Source organism: Flavobacterium reichenbachii (genome assembly GCF_002217435.1).
GTDB lineage: Bacteria > Bacteroidota > Bacteroidia > Flavobacteriales > Flavobacteriaceae > Flavobacterium > Flavobacterium reichenbachii.
Map to the genome: position 1 here is coordinate 71,569 of NZ_MUHF01000021.1, position 19,273 is coordinate 90,841.

9 protein-coding genes are annotated in these 19,273 nt (G+C 36.0%); 2 read left to right on the plus strand and 7 right to left on the minus strand.

The features are described from left to right. Positions 1–5: 5 nt before the first annotated feature. The 3 genes from B0A68_RS17530 to B0A68_RS17540 form a co-directional block, all read right to left on the minus strand. Entirely contained in the window at positions 6–800 is a 795-nt protein-coding gene (locus tag B0A68_RS17530; RefSeq protein WP_035680708.1) for an outer membrane protein assembly factor BamD, read from the minus strand. A gap of 136 nt (positions 801–936) precedes the next feature. Then, entirely contained in the window at positions 937–1,818 is an 882-nt protein-coding gene (dapA, locus tag B0A68_RS17535; protein WP_035680711.1) for a 4-hydroxy-tetrahydrodipicolinate synthase, read from the minus strand. Between the two features lie 15 nt (positions 1,819–1,833). After that, positions 1,834–2,346 (minus strand): DUF6913 domain-containing protein, encoded by a 513-nt coding sequence (locus B0A68_RS17540; protein WP_035680714.1) that lies wholly within the window; start codon positions 2,344–2,346, stop codon positions 1,834–1,836. A gap of 47 nt (positions 2,347–2,393) precedes the next feature. Between B0A68_RS17540 and B0A68_RS17545 the strand changes: the two genes are divergently transcribed. Both B0A68_RS17545 and B0A68_RS17550 read left to right on the plus strand, forming a co-directional pair. Next, on the plus strand, positions 2,394–3,173 hold the full coding sequence (locus tag B0A68_RS17545; RefSeq protein ID WP_035680717.1) for a 5'-nucleotidase C-terminal domain-containing protein: 780 nt from the start codon (positions 2,394–2,396) through the stop codon (positions 3,171–3,173). Between the two features lie 45 nt (positions 3,174–3,218). Beyond that, a complete protein-coding gene (locus B0A68_RS17550; protein ID WP_035680718.1) occupies positions 3,219–4,130 on the plus strand; it encodes a bifunctional metallophosphatase/5'-nucleotidase in 912 nt (303 codons plus the stop codon). A 117-nt stretch (positions 4,131–4,247) separates the two neighbouring features. On the opposite strand, the gene ligA is transcribed toward B0A68_RS17550, so the two are convergent. The 4 genes from ligA to B0A68_RS17570 form a co-directional block, all read right to left on the minus strand. After that, a complete protein-coding gene (gene ligA / locus B0A68_RS17555) occupies positions 4,248–6,254 on the minus strand; it encodes an NAD-dependent DNA ligase LigA (RefSeq protein ID WP_035687680.1) in 2,007 nt (668 codons plus the stop codon). Between the two features lie 244 nt (positions 6,255–6,498). Beyond that, complete coding sequence (locus B0A68_RS17560; RefSeq protein ID WP_035687681.1) at positions 6,499–8,439, minus strand: OmpA family protein; 1,941 nt, start codon at positions 8,437–8,439, stop codon at positions 6,499–6,501. Positions 8,440–8,449: 10 nt separating this feature from the next. Beyond that, complete coding sequence (locus B0A68_RS17565; RefSeq protein WP_035680719.1) at positions 8,450–9,382, minus strand: PorP/SprF family type IX secretion system membrane protein; 933 nt, start codon at positions 9,380–9,382, stop codon at positions 8,450–8,452. A gap of 44 nt (positions 9,383–9,426) precedes the next feature. Beyond that, on the minus strand, positions 9,427–19,143 hold the full coding sequence (locus B0A68_RS17570; protein WP_089069764.1) for an Ig-like domain-containing protein: 9,717 nt from the start codon (positions 19,141–19,143) through the stop codon (positions 9,427–9,429). Positions 19,144–19,273 lie beyond the last annotated feature (130 nt).

Consider the following 19,273-nt stretch of genomic DNA (forward strand, 5'->3'; position numbering starts at 1 on the left):
TTATTTTATTTAGTAAATTTTTGTAAATCTGTTTCAACTCTAGCATACATTTCGTCTGCTTGTTTTTTATATTTTGTATCGGCTTTAAATTTTAATAAATTGTTGTAAGCCACTTTTGCAATATTCAAACGTTCTTCCATTTTTGCAGGAATACTGTTTATTGCCAATTGATATGCTGAGTCATATTTATAAAACAACGCATCTTCTTTAAAAGGTGTTCCAGGAAAATCAGCGATAAAATTATCAAAAGCAATTAATGCTGATTTATAATCTGAAATTGTATTGTAACCTTTAGCATTCTCGTATGCCTTTTTCTCTAATTTACCATTTAAAACTTTTACAATCTCATTTGCCTGAGCGATGTATTCAGAATTTGGATAATTATCAATAAAAGTCTGTAATTTCTCTAATGCTTTTACTGTATCTGTCTGATCTAAGCTGTAAACAGGAGCTAATTTTGAATAACTATAAGCACCTAAAAACGCCGCTTCCTGTACTTTTTCACTTCGAGGATAACCTGAAACAAAACTTTCGAATTGGTAACCTGCTAAATAGTATTGTTTTGTTTTGTAATACGATTGTGCAAACATATAAAAAAGCTTTTCTGCCTGAGGTTTTCCTCTATAAGAAGCTGATAACTGCTCAAAAAGGCGGATTGCTTTATTATATTTTCCAGCATCATACATCTTAGTTGCTACTTCAAATTTAGCCGCAACATCTTCATTTTTTAATGCTTTTTGGTAATCACTACAAGAACAAAAAAGGACAACAACAATTAATAGAGATACTATTTTTTTCATTTTCTTACTTTTATTATGATTTCTTAGACAATTATGCCAAAGCAAAATCACACCGAAGTTCCGGTGGCAAATTTAGTTATTAATTTAGCTACTACAAAATATTTTTTGGTATAATAAAATACCGGCAAACTTACTATTATTTAATGCTGTTTTTTACAAATTCATTCAATCTTCCGGCTAATGAATCATCAACTGTTACCAAAGGCAGACGCACCGTATTGTCAGCAATACCAAGGGCTTGAAAGATTTGTTTGATTCCGGCAGGATTTCCCTGCTCGAAGATCATATCAATACAATCTGAAAAAAAGTATTGTATTTTGAAAGCTTCATTGACTTTTTTATTCAATCCTAAACGAATCATTTCTGAAAATTCTTTTGGAAAACCTTGCGCAATTACCGAAATAACGCCTGCACCTCCAGCTAAAACAATCGGCAAAGCAATCATATCGTCTCCAGAAATAACCAGAAAGTCTTTTGGCGCATTTTTAATAATCTGCATAGCTTGTGCCATATCTCCAGCTGCCTCTTTTATAGCAACGACATTACTAAAATCATTTGCAAGACGAATTACCGTAGACGGAAGCATGTTACTGGCAGTTCTTCCCGGAACGTTGTATAAAATTACAGGTATCGGAGATGCTTCTGCAACAGCTTTAAAATGCTGATAAATTCCTTCTTGAGTTGGTTTATTATAATATGGAGAAACAGAAAGTATAGCATCAAAAGCACTAAAATCTCTGGTTTTTAATTCCTCAACAACCTGCATAGTATTGTTACCGCCAACTCCGAGTACCAAAGGCAGTCTTCCTTTATTAACATCAATAACAGTCTTTATAACCAATTCCTTTTCGGCTGATGTAAGAGTAGCATTTTCTGCCGTTGTTCCCATAACCACAAGATATTCAACTCCGCCGTCTATCGAAAAATTAACGATACGGTGCAAAGCCTCGATATCTACTGAAAAGTCTTTTTTAAATGGGGTTACAAGCGCAACACCCGTTCCTATTAATGATTGCATATTTTAATTTATAATTTATTTTAAACTTTTTAAATACTTAAATAATTCTGAAATGAAAATCTTATAGTTTCTCATTTCTGTATTAATCATCCATCGATTGAGATTTTCCTCAACAGCTGCAAATCCGACTTTAAATTTAGCTTTTGATTGTTGTGTTACTAACATCATAAATGGATTTTCAACATTATAATAACTTATCAAAAGATCAAATTCTGTCTTAATAAATTCATTAAGAAAATCTTCTTCAACTTTTCCGCTCCAAGAAATGTGTGTTTTACCAAAAGTTGGTCTTGAATAAGTATCTTTCTTCTTAAATTTATCTTTGTAAGCTACAATTTCTATGTTGTTCTGAGTTATTCCATTTAATATTAATTCATCAATCAGCGCTTCTGAATCATGAAATTCGCTCTCATCTACCAACAAGCCAATTGTTTTGATATTGCTTGTAAACACTTCGCTTTTTACATTACGCAGGTATTTTTTTAATGTTTTTTTTACAAAAAATTCCTTTATATAATTTAAAAACATAGTACTTTTGCCAGATTACAAAATTAATTATTTAAGTCGCATTTAAGATGGTAAAACTAAAAAAGTATAACGGATTTTTAAAACTTTTTGTTATATTCTTAACACTTTTTTTAACTGCTTCCTGCAGTCAGAAAAATTATAACTTGACGAAGATAGAAGGAAAACAGCTTCCGGTATCAGAAACAGGGACAGAAACTCCACAAATTGAAAATTTCATTAAACCATATCGCGATCATATCAACCAAGATTTGGACAGCGTATTAGCCTATTCTCCTGAAACACTTGATAAAAGCACGGGGAAATGGCAGACGAGTATTGGAAATCTAATGGCCGATGTTTGTGTACAAAGAGGTAATATGGTTTTTAAAGCGAGAGAAAAAAAAGAAATTGATTTGTGCCTTTTGAACCATGGTGGTATTCGCGCTATTTTACCAAAAGGAAATATTACTTCGAGAACGGCTTTTGAAATTATGCCTTTTGAGAACAATCTGGTTGTACTAGCTTTAAAAGGAGATCAAATTCTCGAAATAGCGGCTTATATTATTAAGGAGAAAAAACCTCAGCCTTTATCGGGAATGACTTTTACAATTGCTAAAGACAAAACTGCTAAAAATATTTTAGTACAAGGAAAACCGCTGGATACTAACAAAATATATTATGTGGCTACAAATGACTATCTGGCAAATGGCGGTGACAATATGAGTTTCTTTGCTAAAAATGTTCAGAAATTTGATTTGAATTACAAACTTCGTAATGTATTAATTGACTACTTTAAAGAGGTTGATACAATTCCGATTGCAACAGATATCAGAATTACAGAAGAATAAATATTTCAAAAAACAAAAACAGACATTTCTGCAAAAATATACAAAATGAAAAGAAGAGAATTTATCGAAAAAACAGCTGCAAGTACTGCCTTATTAAGTTTAGGTTTGTCATTGAGCAGTTTTGAAACTGACGATATTAAACACTTAACGATTCTGCATACTAACGATGTTCACAGTCATATAGATCCTTTTCCGGCTGATGATCCGCGAAATCCTAACAAAGGCGGGGTTTCGCGTCGTGCTGCGCTTATTGAAACGATTCGTAAAGAAAATCCGAATGTACTTTTATTAGATGCCGGAGATATTTTTCAGGGAACTCCGTATTTTAATTATTACGGCGGGGAACTTGAATTTAAATTGATGAGCATGATGAAATATGATGCCTCTACAATAGGAAATCATGATTTTGATAATGGTCTTGACGGTCTGTATGCGCAAATGCCTCATGCAACTTTTGAATTTATCAATTCTAATTATGACTTTAAAAATACGGTCATGAACGGACTTGTAAAACCGTATAAAATTTTTAATAAAAACGGTATCAAAGTAGGTGTTTTTGGTCTTGGAATTGAACTTGCAGGTCTGGTTGATAAACAAATGTATAAGGAAACTGTTTACAACAATCCTGTAGAAATTGCTCAGGATATGACACAGCGATTAAAGAAAGAGGAAAAATGCGATTTGGTAATTTGTCTTTCTCACTTGGGCTATAAATACAAAGATGACGATTCTAAAATCTGCGATTTAAAATTAGCCGAATTAACACAGGATATCGATTTAATTATCGGAGGACACACACATACTTTCTTAGATAAACCGACAATAATAAAAAATAAAGCCGGAGAAAATGTATTGGTAAACCAGGTTGGGTGTTATGGTATAAATTTAGGCCGAATTGATTTTTACTTTGATAAAGATAAAGCACACAGCAACCAAGGAAGATCTATAATTGTATAAACCTCAACATCTTTTAGCAATTTAGCTTAAAGAAGGATTTAATTTAAAAAATAAAAAACTGCTCTGCCTTATAAATTATAAGACGGAGCAGTTTTTTTTTAACAAAGCAAACAAAATTTATTCGCTTTGATTTAATTTGGTTATAAACTCTTCTTCAGACAATATTGGTATATTTAATTTATTGGCTTTTTCTAATTTTGCCGGTCCCATATTATCTCCTGCAACCACAAAATCAGTTTTTGCAGAGATGGAACTTCCTACTTTACCTCCATTATCTTCAATAGTTTTCTTTAAATCGTCTCTGGAAAACTGAGCAAAAACCCCGGAAACTACAAATGTTTTACCAATAAATTTTTCGGTAGCATTTGGATTAATTTTTTGTACAATTTCAAATTGAACGCCATAATTTTTTAATCGTTCAATGATTTTTTTGTTTTCTTCGTTTTCAAAGAATTCAATTACGCTTTTGGCAATTCTTTCTCCAATTTCATCGACCAAAACTAAGTCCATTAATGAGGCTTGGCTCAATGCTTCTATGTTTTTGTAATGTTTGGCTAATTTCTTTGCTACGGTTTCGCCAACAAAACGAATTCCTAAAGCAAAAAGTACGCTCTCAAAAGGGATTTCTTTAGATTTCTCAACTCCATTTACCAAGTTTTCGGCAGATTTCTTTGCCATTCTTTCTAAATGCAGAATGTCATCAACTTTTAATTCGTATAAATCAGCATAATTATGCACTAATTCATTCTTAAAAAGTAACGCAACTGTTTCTCCTCCAAGTCCTTCAATATCCATTGCTTTTCTAGAAATATAATGCTGGATTCTGCCAATAATCTGAGGCGGACATCCGTAGAAATTTGGACAATAATGATTTGCTTCACCCACATTTCTTACCAGTTCTGTATGACATTCCGGGCAATATGAAATATAATGTGTTTTTTCTGAATTTTCAGGGCGTTTATCTAAATCTACTGCTATGATTTTTGGAATAATTTCGCCTCCTTTTTCAACAAAAACAGTGTCATTTATTCTGATATCTAATTTTTCGATTTGGTCAGCATTATGCAGTGATGCTCTTTTCACAATTGTCCCGGCAAGCTGAACGGGTTCTAGATTTGCAACTGGAGTAATTGCTCCTGTACGGCCAACTTGATAGGAAATTGATTTTAGTTTTGTAGAAACCTGCTCTGATTTGAATTTATAGGCAATTGCCCAGCGTGGTGATTTTGCTGTATATCCTAATTCTTCCTGAGAATGAATGCTGTTTACTTTAATAACTACTCCATCTGTTTCGTAAGGCAGATTATGGCGGTGAACATCCCAATAATCTATGAAGTCAAATACTTCCTGCATGTTTTGTACCAATTTGGCTTCGTTAGGAACTTTGAATCCCCATTTTCTGGCAGATTCCAGACCTTCAAACTGCGAAGAGAATGGCAGATTATTTCCGGTTACAAAATACAGAAGACATTCTAACGGACGTTTTGCTACCTCTGCACTATCTTGTAATTTTAAACTTCCTGATGCTGTGTTTCTTGGGTTAGAATAGGGAGTTTCTCCTATTTCTATTAATTCCTGATTCATTTTTTCGAATCCGGCATACGGTAGAATTATTTCTCCTCGAATATCAAATTTATCAGGATAATTTCCTTTTAATTGTAAAGGAATAGATTTTATGGTTTTGATATTATTAGTTACCTCATCACCTTGAAAACCGTCTCCTCGGGTTAAGGCTTGAACTAATTTTCCGTTTTCGTAACTTATACTTATTGAAGCTCCGTCATATTTTAGTTCGCAGGTATATTGTAAATCCACATTGCCCAGAACTCTCTGAATTCTGTTTTCCCAATCGATTAAGTCTTCTTTAGAATAGGAATTATCCAGAGAATACATTCTGAATTGGTGTGCAATTGTTTTAAAATTCTTAGTAACTGTACCTCCAACTCGCTGTGTTGGCGAATTTTCGTCAAAAAATTCAGGATGCTTATTTTCTAAGTCTTGAAGTTCTTTGAGTTTAATATCAAAATCATAATCAGAAATTGTGGCATTATCCAGCACGTAGTAATTATAATTGTGTTGATTAAGTTCAGTTCTTAAATCTTGAATGGTCTCTTGAATACTCATAAATATTAAAATAATGCAGATTGTAAGTTGGAATAATTGAGTCTCAAAATTAGGATTATTTTTGTTCAAAAGCATTAAAAAACGAAAGTTTTCAAAAATCAAAAATCAAGCTGCAAATTCATGCAGCCTGATTTTCTTCTTGTCCATTATTCTTAAAAAAGAATTAATAAAAAACCAACTTCCAATGGTTCCCTCGTTTATGTTTTTACACTGATAATCAAATTATCTGCATAAAGACATATAACTATTTCTGGATAATTATAAAGTCCGAACGTCTATTTAATACGTGTTCCTCTTCTGTACATTTTACGCCATTTTTGCATTTGTTTATTAAGCGGGTTTCTCCATATCCAATAGCACTTTCGATTCTTGAAGGATCTATTTCCTGAGAAAGAATATAATCGCGGGTAGACTTTGCTCTGTTATCAGAAAGTTTCAAGTTATAAGCATCTTTACCTCGGGAGTCTGTATGAGACTCAATTTTGATTTTAATGTTTGGAAAGTTTTTCATGACAAAAACTACTTTAGATAATTCTTCAATAGCTTTTGGTGTAATGTCAAATTTGTCATAATCAAAATAAATCGGGTTTACATCTACTTTTTCGACTCCTTTTTTCTTTACTACTAAATCGTCATAATTAACTAATTCAAAATTGACATCTTTAACTTCGCCTTCATTTTGACCTGTAGTTTCAACTGTTTTTTCTGCGCTGCTGTAATTAGGTTTTGCAGCAATCATTTTAACTATTTTATTACAAGGTACTTCTATTGCATATTTTCCTTCGTAGTTTGTTCTTGTTTCTCCGAGAACTTCGCTGAAAGAATTGTAAGCCATAACCACAACATCTGTCAATGGCAATTTGCTTTTTCTGTCATAGGCAATTCCAGAGATACTTTGATTACAAACTGGTTTTCCTTTTACAAAAGAATAAATATCATCGTCGCCTTTTCCACCTGCTCTGTTTGATGAAACATAACCATAAGTATCTGCTTTGTCGACAACGTATGAGAAATCGTCTTTGTTACTATTGATTGGTGATCCCAAATTACGAGGTGCAGAAAAAGTTCCGTCTGATAGAAATTTGCTTTCGTATACGTCTAAATCTCCCCAGCCATAATGTCCGTCTGAAGAAAAGTAAAGAGTTCCGTTTCTAAAAAAAGGAAAAAGATCATTACCGATTGTATTTACTTTTGGCCCCAAATTCTGTGGAGAACTCATCGTACCATCGCCTGCAATTTTTACAACATATAAATCGGTTTCGCCATAACCGCCCGGCATATCTGATGCAAAGAAAAGCCATTGTCCGTCGTCGCTCAAAGAAGGATGACCAACAGAATAGTCATCACTGTTAAAGAAAACTTTCTCCGGATTTTCCAGTTTATTATCATCTACTATATTTCCTTTTATTATTTGAAAATTGTTGGTTTTATTTTCATCAACTACCAATTTATTTTTCTTTACAATATTGGTCGAATAGTAGATTGTTTTTCCGCTGCTGTCAAATGTTGCCGTGGCTTCATGATATTTAGTCATCACGTTGGTCAAAAACACCGTTTCGTTAAACAGACTTCCATCGGCTGGGTTTCTTTCTGCCAGATACAGATTAAGAAAAGGCTGATTGTTCCAGCTGTACAACTTGTCACCAAATTTTGTTGTGTCTCTGGCGGATGTAAATACTACTTTGTCCTGAAAATATGTTGCTCCAAAATCAGATTTACTGGTATTAATATCTAAATTTTTGATCGTATAAAGAGGTCGTGTTTTTGCCAAACTATCCATTTGTTTTTTTTGCTCAACATAACGGTTTATCTCACTTTTATCTCCTTTTTTATTTAGATATTCCTTTGTAATTTTATCTGCTTCATCATAATCCATTACTGCTTTCATGGACTGAATATAACGCAGATAGTATATGTCTGTTAAATTATTGCCTTGTACTTCGTATAATTTTCGATACCATTTTAATGCATTTCTGGAATCTGAAATAAAATAATACGAGTCTGCGGCATTTTTTAACGTTTGAGCTGATGGATTTTTTATGTTTTGCAAACATTCTTCGTACGCTTTTGAAGCATCCAGATAAGAATAGTTTTTAAACAATGCATCGGCTTGTTTTAAATTAGTCTTTTGAGCAAAACCAAAAGTAAAACTCAGGACTAAACATAGGATATATATTTTTTTCATATATTTTTTTTTAGAAGAATCGAGGAGATTTAATTTTACTTTCGCCTTTATTAAATTGGTAGCGTAAGATGATTTCGTGAGAACCATCGTTATACTTATTCAGCTCGCTTACTGTGTAATCAAAAGCATATCCAATATAGAAGCTTTGTGATATTTGAAAACCTGCCAGTATACTTACAGAATCATCTGTTCTGTAAGCACCACCAATTACAAACTTTTCTGCAATCATAAAATTCGCCGATACATCAGCAGAGAGTGGTGCTCCACTCACTGCTTTTACTAAAAATGCTGGTTTAAATTTTAAATTAGGATTTAAATCAAAAACATATCCTCCCATTAAAAAATAATGCAGTCTCTCATAATCTATAGATTCCTGAACATCATCATAATAGTTGTTTTCGATAAAATTTGGGATTGAAGCTCCTATGTACCATTTATCTGTATAATAATAAATACCTGCTCCAACTGCCAACTTCATCTGATTATCAATGTTTTGATTTAACAAAACATCATTATTATTATAATATCTTCCTTTAGACCAATCTACGTTTAGCATTCTCATACCCGCTTTTAGACCAAAAGCTAATCTTTTTTCATATCCGAGAGGTAATGAATAAGAGAAATTTCCGTCTGCATATAGTTCGTTTGACGGACCAATTTTGTCATTAACGACACTTAGTCCTAAACCAACTTTCTCATTTCGAAGCGGTCCGTGAATAGAAAACGATTGTGTCTGTGGTGCGCCAGAAATACCAACCCACTGAGAACGATGCAAAAGCGTTGCTTCTAAACTTCCGGTAGATCCGGCATAAGCCGGATTTATCGCCATAGTATTGTACATATATTGTGTGTACTGCGGATCCTGTTGTGCACTGGCACAGTAGGTGATAAAAGAACATATTAGAATGAAATATGTTTCTAATGATTTTATATATAGTTTCATAACGATACTTATTTAGTTAAATTAATTAGATGATTAATAGACGATTATCTCATTATAGATAACCAGCCTTTTTTAACCGTTCCATCACCAAGGGTTATCACATAAAAATAAGTACCTGTTGGCAGCATATCTCCTCTATTAATCACACCAGATACATTGGCAGTTCCGTCCCAGTCATTTTCATAATGTACCTTACTATACACTAATGCACCATATCTATTGAAAACTTTTAACTCGTTGTTTGGATATGATTCGATACAATCAATTCTGAAAAGATCATTTGTTCCGTCATTATTTGGAGTGAATTCATTGTAAACTGTCAAACAAATTGGTTCTACTAATGCTGTAGCCGAATTATTTGTAGGATCAACATCTAAAGGAGTTGAAATTTCTATAGTTGCCACATTGTTGTAATTACCACTTGGCAATACTAAAAGTTTAACTTCAAGTACTTGACTTTGTCCAGCGTTTAAAGTTGGAATTGTCCAGATTTGAGTTGCAGGATCGTACACTCCGGTTGTTGTAGAGAATGATACTAAACTATAACCACTTGGAATTAATTCGCTTACTAGTGTATTGATAATTGTTCCTTCACCAACATTATTTACTGTGATTGTAAATACTATTTCGTCACCAAAATTTGGAGTAGGATTACTAACCGTATTCGTTATTGTAAGATCTGAACATGAAGCTACAGTAACACCTAAAGTTTTAGTAGTGGTCTCGTCACAGTTATTAATGTAAGTTACACTAACCTGACCCGGACCAACATCTGACCATGAAATTGTTACAGATCCGTCTGCATTTCCACCACCTGTAGTAATTGTTCCATTAGTAACAGACCAAACATAATTGGATTTTCCGTTTGCTATTGAATAAGAAACTCCTTGGAAAACACATGGTGTATTGTCTGTAGAAACAATCTGAACTAAAGCATCATTTTCAAAAGTTACTGTTATCGCTAATCTTGGCGCAGCATCACAACCATTTGTTGTATTATTTAAAGCCCCTGCATAATAAATTCCGGCAGTAAGTGGTGTAGTTGATGCTAATGGTGTTCCTCCTGTTGCAGTAGAATACCATAATACATTAGCTTGATTTACCTGAATATTTGCTATAGTCGGCGATTTTGATAAACAGAATGTTTGAGTTGTATTTGATGTTGTAATAGTTTCTGGTGCATTTACATTTACTGTAACCAGTAATCTTACTGTATTCTCACATCCGATACCACTTGAAACAACACCATAATAAGAACCTGTAGTTAAAGCTGTTGTTCCTGGAATTGCTGTACCTCCTGTTGGAGTGCTGTACCAGATTACATTGGCTTGATTTACTTGGATATTAGATACTGTCGGTGCACTTATTGAACAAAAGTTTTGAGTCGATGCATTTGTGGTTGGCGTCGCAGCTGGATCAACAACTGTTACCGTAACCTGCAAACGAGTAGAACTTTGACAACCTGTTACTGCTTCAGTAATATTTCCAAAATAAACTCCAGATAATAATGGTGTTCCCGGAGCAATGGCAGTTCCGCCTATTGCTGCAGTATACCAAACAACATTTGCCTCATTTACCTGAATACTAGCTACTGTTGGCGATGTAGTAGAACAAAATGTTTGAGCCGCATTGTTAGTTGTTGGATTAATTGTATTTCCTACAGTTACAGTTACCGCTAGTCTGTTGCTGCTTTCGCATCCAGTTGCCGGATCTTTAATAGCTCCATAATAAATAGCGCTTGTTAATGCTGCTGTTGAAGCAAAAGCTGTTCCGCCTGTTGGAGTGCTGTACCAAACAACGTTGGCTTCATTTACCTGAATATTAGCAACTGTTGGTGCATTTCCTGAACAAAAAACCTGACTTGCAGCATTTGTTGTAGGTGTAACAGGATCGCTTATTATTACAGTAACTGTTAATCTTGCAGCACTTGCACAGCCTGTTATTGGATCTACAATTGCTCCATAATAAGTACCGCTTGTTAATGGCGCTGTCGAAGCAAAAGCTGTTCCGCCTGTTAAAGCAGTATACCAAACCACATTGGCTTCATTTACCTGAATACTGGCAAAAGTTGGTGCATTTACTAAACAGAAGTTTTGAGTGCTTGCAGTTACTAATGTTGGTGTTCCCGGATCGTTTACAAGAACATTTACAAGTAAACGTACTGCGCTTTCACAACCTGAAACAGGATCTGAAATAGCCCCGTAATAAGTACCGCTTGTTAATGCTGTTGTTGAAGGAATTGCTGTTCCGCCTGTAGTTGTGTTATACCAAACTACATTAGCTTCATTTACCTGAATACTGGCAAATGTTGGTGTATTTTCTAAACAGAAGTTTTGAGTTCCTGCTGTTACTAGTGTTGGTGTTCCCGGATCGCTTACCACAACATTTACCAATAAACGTGCTGTACTTTCGCAGCCTGTTACCGGATCTCTAAAAGCTCCGTAATAAGTGCCGGATGTCAAAGCATCTGTTGATGCAAAAGCTGTTCCGCCTGAAACTGTGCTGTACCAAACTACATTAGCTTCATTTACCTGAATACTGGCAAACGTTGGTGCATTTTCTAAACAGAAGTTTTGAGTTCCTGCTGTTACCAATGTTGGAGCTGCAGGATCATTAACAACAATAACTGCTGTTAATCTTGCTGCGCTTGCACAACCTGTTATTGGATCTACAATCGCTCCATAATAAGTACCGCTTGTTAATGGCGCTGTCGAAGCAAAAGCTGTTCCGCCTGTCAAAGCAGTATACCAAACCACATTGGCTTCATTTACCTGAATACTGGCAAAAGTTGGTGCATTTATTAAACAGAAGTTTTGAGTTCCTGCAGTTACTAATGTTGGTGTTCCCGGATCGTTTACAAGAACATTTACGAGTAAACGTACTGCGCTTTCACAACCTGAAACAGGATCTGAAATAGCTCCGTAGTAAGTACCACTTGTTAAAATATCCGTAGAAGCAAAAGCTGTTCCGCCTGTAGTAGTGCTGTACCAAACAACGTTGGCTTCATTTACCTGAATACTGGCAAAGGTTGGTGTGTTTTCTAAACAGAAATTTTGAGTGCCTGCTGTTACTAATGTTGGTGTTCCCGGATCGCTTACAACAACATTTACCAATAAACGTGCTGTACTTTCGCAGCCTGTTACCGGATCTCTAAAAGCTCCATAATAAGTGCCGGATGTCAAAGCATCTGTTGATGCAAAAGCTGTACCGCCTGTAGTAGTGCTGTACCAAACTACATTAGCTTCATTTACCTGAATACTGGCAAACGTTGGTGCATTTTCTAAACAGAAGTTTTGAGTTCCTGCTGTTACCAATGTTGGAGCTGCAGGATCATTAACAACAATAACTGCTGTTAATCGTGCTGCACTTGCACAACCTGTAATTGGATCTACAATTGCGCCATAATAAGTACCGCTTGTTAAAAGATCAGTCGAAGCAAAAGCTGTTCCGCCAGTTAAAGTGGTATACCAAACTACATTAGCTTCATTTACCTGAATACTGGCAAAAGTTGGTGCATCTATTAAACAGAAGTTTTGAGTTCCTGCTGTTACTAATGTTGGTGTTCCCGGATCGTTTACAATTACATTTACTAGTAATCGTACTGAGCTTTCACAACCTGAAACAGGATCTGCAATGGCTCCGTAATAAGTACCGGTTGTTAAGGCTGTAGCTGACGGAATCGCTGTTCCTAATGTAGCCGTCGTGTACCAAATTACATTAGTTTGATTTACCTGAATACTGGCAAAGGTTGGCGCATCTACTAAACAGAAGTTTTGCGTTCCTGCTGTTACCAATGTTGGTGTTCCCGGATCGTTTATAACAATTGCAGCTGTTTGTAGTGTTCCCGCAACATTCTCGCAAGTCATATCACTTGAAACTGCCACGTAATATGTTAAAGGGCTTAAAGCTGCAGTTAATCCTGTAGCTGTTAAAACTCCTGTTGTACTAACGGTGTAAGTTACTCCATTTATAACAGCGCCTGATGTTACAGGCTGTGTTTTATTTTGATCTAAATACCAAGTAAATACTGGATTTGTCAATGTAGCAGCTGTTGGTGTTAATGAAGCTGGTACATCGTGACATACTGCTGTATCGTTAACTAAAATATCACCTGCATTTGAAGGGCTGAGTATTGTAAATGTAACTTGTTTTCTATCTGCTGGTGAAGTTTCACAGAATTCATTTGAACTCACTCCTACATAATAGGTATAAGTTCCAGGAGTTAAACCAGTAAGAACTAACTGTGCTGTTGTTTCTCCTGCAATTAATTGACTTGTTGTTCCGTTAAAATTATACCAATAGTATACTGGAGCTGTCAATGCTGGTGTACCACTAAGGCCTGTCGCTAGTGTCACCGTTCCTGTAGGAGAACAAATAATAGTTGATGCTGCACCATTTACTGTAATATCTGCCAAAGCATTTACAGGACTTGATGCTCTTACAACAACTGTAACTTCTCCTCTTCCTAAAGCTTCACAACCGTATCTAACCGGTTGTACATAATAAGTATAGGTACCCGCAGCCAATGTTAATGGAACTTGATAACTAATACCAGTTGAAACCACATTTCCTCCAGTTGGAGCGTCGTACCATACGTAAGTTGAACATAATTCAACAGGAATTTCAAGGGTAACATTTGTTCCCGGACACACTGTAACCGAATTGTTTATGTCACCACCAATTACTTTAGTATTGGCAGATCGTTCAACTGTATGTACTCTTAAAAAGTCTAATACACCGGCTACTCCTCCAAAACGAATTCTAACTCTATCGTAAGCTTCAGGCAGAGAGGACACAAGTACTATAGACATTGTATTTCCCGGCAATATTCTAAGAGTCAGTAATGAACTTGTATTTTCGATTGGAGCACCAACTGCTGCATTTCCTAAATAACGTTGAATTGTAAATCCTTTAAGAGCTGTAACATCCAAAAGAACTGCAGGTTTAGATACAATTATTCTTAGTGTATCACTTGCAATAGATGGTGTTTTAAAAGCTACTGTTAAGTCGGCTGCAGTAAGAAGTGAAACACCGCTGTACATTGTAGCAAATGTAGTAACATCATTATCTGCTACATTCCATGCATCAGTAACACCTACGGTAGCTGTTAACGCTCCCACCGGAAGACCTAAATCTGTAGCTCCATAATAAATATCCTGGATATCACCTGGAGTACAAGCAACTGTAGGCACTGATCTTGTATAGTAAGCATCGTATACTTTTGTATTTTGTCCTACACTAGCAAGTGAAGCAGACTGAATTCTTATTCCATCGTAGCTTTGCTGACCTGATGTATTAGAAGGAATAAAAGTAAATTCGAATGAATTATCTCCTGAAATTAAATTCAATAATGATCCTGAAACAGGTTGTAGATTTCCAATAACCACACCTCCTATAGTTCCTGCAACAGATAAATTTTGTCCAACAGCCAAAGTACTGTATTCAGAACCCAATTTTACCGTTACCGGAGTTCCTGCAGCTATTGCAGTCGGCCATCTCAAATCCTGCCAGGTTGTTCCAACTCCCAAAAGTCCAATTCCTGTACTAATTGTAGAATAGGTTTGATTATTTCCATCAACGGCGTTTGCAGGATTCAAAACTGTTCCTGTTACTACATTGCCAAAAGTTTGTGAAGAAGCATATACTCTTTCGGTCAAAGATTGACAAATATTTGGATCTATAACATTTATAGGAACAATTTCTGTTCTAGAACAAGTTCCATTACTTGCTACAACAGTATAATTATAAATTCCCGGAGTAGTTAATGTTCCTGTTGTATATGGAGGACCTGCTATACTATTTCCTTGAGGATCAAACCATGCTAAAGTTCCGTTAGATACTGCTGTTAAAGTAACATTTGTTCCTGAACCAACAGAAATTGAACTAACAGTTAAAGTAGGCAGCGGATTAATATTTATAGTTACTTGTTGTCTTACAGACGCACATGTAGCAGTATTATTTTTAGCTTCAATAAAATAATTCCCACTTACTGTTATATTTTTTGCAGCATCTGGTACTATAATATTATTTGATGAATCGTAGAATGTATAAGTATTTACAACTGGATCATAACCTAAAATTGCAGTTCCTAAATTAAAACTACCGCAGGCTGCTGCAGGCGTAGGAATTACAACTAAAGGTGTTACAGATGGAGAAGTAACTGTTACCAGTTTTAAATTAGGATCAACATTCTCACAACTTACACTATTGGAAACACTAACATAATAATCATAAGAAGCACCAGCAGGAATTCCGCTGATTGTTAAGGCTCCTGAAGCACTTTTAGAAAAAGTTACCCCTGGCTGACCACTAACAACAGATCCTGTTATAATTTCTTGAGCTTTATTTTGAGCAGTATAATATTTAAATGTTGGAGCTACCAAAGCGGATGTTGGAATAATTACAGCACTTCCCGCACAAGAGGCTTCTATTGGACTTGCAACTACTACATCTGCAGCGGTTGCCAGAGGCAATATCGTTACAGTAACAGGCTGACGAAAGCTATTTGCACAAGTTCCTCCACGAGTTGCTTCTACATAAAATGTTGTGCTTGCTGTTAAACCTGCCGGAATTGAATAAGAAGCTGTCGCAGAAAGTTCTGTACCTCCACTTGGTAAATCATACCATTTGAATGTTTCTCCGGGTACTGATGATGTAGCCGATAAATTAATAGCCTGTCCTGAACAAATTGGAGCAGAAGCCCCTGTAATAACCGCATCTTTATATCTAAAAGAAGCTCCATAAATATCTAAGCTAGACAATAAAGTAGCTAATCCGACATTTAATCTAATTTCTACTCTTGTAAAAGGAGCTGCCGCAGCAAAACTAACTTTTATACGATTTGCTGATAATACTTGAACATTTACAAGGGAATTTAGAAAGATTTCATCATTATTTGCTATTGCTCCTCCGTAGCTTCTTAAACTAATGTTCCCCAAAACACTTAGATCTGCTAACCCTGCTGGAATTCCTAATTCTACATCTATAATGTCTCCAGTCTGTCCAACTGATGCAAAAGTCAGCATTTGCTGTACATAACCTCCTGCAATTCCAATAGGTACTGTCAGACGAGCTGCTGTTGAAAGGTTTCCATCTACAGAGTTATTAGCAGTGGTTGCTGTACATATTAAACACAATGCACCATCATTTGTTGTTACTTGTGAATTTGCCTGCAAACAAGTTCCTACTGCATTACTAATAATAACATTGATAGGAGTACGAGTTAAACTTAAACATCCTGTAGCTAAATTTCTAGCGCTAACGTAATACGTTGTATTTGCCGATAAAGCCGGGGTTGTAAATGTTGCTGTACCTGTACCGCCAGTTAAAACTGTACCGCCAGTCGCTGCATTATACCAATCAAAAGTTACACCTGCCTCAGGGCTTGAAACCTGAAGTGAAGTAATCTGCCCAGATTGAATAACAACATTTGCCGAAGCTGCTATTGGTGCAGCAGGCGCAGGATTAACAGTTACAGTAACGGCAGTTCTTGCAGTGTTAGTACAACTGCCAATTCCTGCTTCTACATAATAAGTAGTTCCAGCAGTTAATATTGGTGTTGTAAAAGAATTTCCTGTAAATAATAATGTTCCTGCACTTGCAGCATCATACCATCTGTAAACAGTTCCTGCTACAGGAGCATTTACATTTAAGGTTGCTGCTGACCCGCTGCATATAGTCGTTCCTGCAGGGGCTATAGTTGGAGCTATAGGATTTGTCACGTTTACTGTTACAAGATTACGCTCTGTACTTACACAGCCATTTCTTGTTATCTCAACATAATAATTTGTTGTCGCCGTCAAAGTCGGGGTATTAAACACAGCAGTAGATTCTAATGAGCTTCCTCCTGTTGCACCAGTATACCAATTTACAGTTTCACCAGCTCCAAGAGCTGCAGTTAAAGTTGTAGATTGTCCGCTGCAAATAGTAGTATTTCCAGAAATAACCGATGGTTTATATCTATAAGATGCCTGATAAATATCTAAATTAGTTAAGACCGCAACTACAGCTCCAAATCGAACTTCTACACGATCAAAATTGGCTCCGGCAACTACACTGGCTCTAAAACGGTTGCCGCTTAATAATTGCAGAGTAATTAACGAATTAGTGATTAAGGTTCTGTCATTATTATAAGTAGCTCCATTATAAGTAGCTAAACTAACGCCGCCCAATAATGCAACATCTGCTAAGCCTCCGGGCAATTCCAGTTCTACATCAACGATATCTCCTGGTCTTCCGGGATTATTAAATTGAAGTGTCTGCTGGATATAGGCATTAAGTAAGCCAACAGGAAGTGTCAATCTTGCCGCTGTAGCAGGATTTCCATCAACAGAATTATTTGGTGTTGAAGAAGTACATAATAAACATAAACCATTTGTAGATGTCTGCTGACTATTCGCCTCCAAACATCCTCCAAGAGCATTTGGAATAACTGTTACCGTAACGGGAACTCTAGATGCGCTTACACAATTACCCGAAGCACTTTGTGTTTCAGCATAAAATGTTTTTGTAGCAGTTAAAATAGGTGTCGTGAATGTTGGTGAATTAAGTTGTGCTACCGTTCCCCCTGTTGGTAAATCATACCAATTTATTGTTACTCCCGTCTGAGAAGTCGAAGCACTTAAAGTCGCATTTTGCCCAGATTGAATAGTTACACTCTGGGTTAAAATAGTTGGAGCAGCCGGAACTGCATTTGAAACTACATTTACCTGAGTTCTTCCAGGACTTATACAAGATCCAATCGATGCTTCTACAAAAAATGAAGTTGTTCCTACTGGTACAGTTGGAGAATAAGTATCTCCACTCGCTAATGCAGTACCTCCGCTGGATGCTGCATACCATGAATAAGTAGTCCCAAGAATCGGATTAATTACTGACAAAGTTGTCTGTTGTGTTGTTCCGCTGGAACAAATTGCCGTTCCCGTAGTACTAATTGCAGGTGCTACTGGGTTAGAAACATTTACTACAACCGGAACACGATCGCTGCCTTCGCAGGCTCCAGCTCTGGAAACTCCAATGTAATAAGTTGTGCTGGCAGTTAACTGTGGCGTGGTATAACTATTTGTAGTTGCCAGCGCCGAAGTAGAAGTTGGAGAACTATACCAAGCTATACTTGTGCCAGCAACCGGTGTCGCTGTCAAAGTAACTGGGTTTCCCGAACAAATTGTCTGATTTAAACCACCAGTAACAGTAGGCTTAGCAAAATCTAAACGAACATCATAAATTCGCAGATTAACTAATAGGCTTACTAACCCTCCTACCTGAATTTGCAGCTCATTTGCATCACCCGGCAAAGTATAACGTACTGCGGCAATACCATTACCAGTCAGCAAATTCAAGTTCAAAAGCGGATTATTCAATGCCGCAGCTGTACCCACATTTGTTCCAGATAACTTTGCCTGAATAGAGGCGTTAGATAATAAAGATACATCTAACAAACCATTGCCTGTGCCAAAATAGATCACAACCTGATCTCCAGCTCTCGCTGTTTGACCAAACGCTACCGTTTCTTCAGCAAAACAACCTACTCCAACATTGTTGGTCAGTGTTGCAAACGTTGCTAAGCCAGGATCATTATCATAAGCACTGGCAGGACTAGTCACGCTTAAACCCACACATAAAAATCCACCAACACTGTTAGTTTGTGAGACTGGTCTACAAACTGACTGTGCAAATGAATTTGCATATGCAAGTAATAAAAGTAAAAGTCCTAATAATCTCTTTTTAGCATAGAGATCATAAAAAGTAAAATTTTTTTTCATAATTTGGAAGATTAGAAAATGGACAATAAAATACCTGCTGCCATAAGCTCATATGCTTAGGCAATTAATAAAAATGTTAAAAATCAATTAGTTAGAACAATATTTAAATTCTTAATTAATAAGAGCTTAA